The sequence below is a fragment of the Halomonas marinisediminis genome, from assembly GCF_004347715.1.
Classification (GTDB): domain Bacteria; phylum Pseudomonadota; class Gammaproteobacteria; order Pseudomonadales; family Halomonadaceae; genus Halomonas; species Halomonas icarae.
This window is the reverse complement of sequence record NZ_SLTR01000613.1, coordinates 1-253: the sequence shown is the minus strand read 5'-3', so window position 1 is coordinate 253 and position 253 is coordinate 1. Positions and strand designations below refer to the sequence as shown.

The 253-nt window shown below is 70.0% G+C and carries 1 protein-coding gene; it reads right to left on the bottom strand.

Going from position 1 to position 253, the window contains the following annotated elements:
• A partial coding sequence (locus E0702_RS18000; RefSeq protein WP_205742120.1) for a hypothetical protein occupies positions 1-253 on the bottom strand: 253 nt, incomplete at both ends.

Sequence of the window (253 nt, the reverse complement as noted above, 5' to 3'; positions counted from 1 at the left end):
GACAGGGCATTCGCGGATTTCAACGCATTGGCATGGAGCGTTTCGGTCATTTGCTGCTGCACATGGGCCAGGCGGGCCTCCATGGTCTGGACCATGTGCATCTGCGCCGTGGCCTGGGCGTCCGACACCGATTTCAGCCCCCCCGACAGCGCGTGCTGCCCTTGGCCCAGCGCCTCGACCGCGCGGCCCAACGTGTCGACCTGCACCACCAGCGGCTCGGTCGCCCGGGCCGAGCGTCCGGCGGCCCGCACCG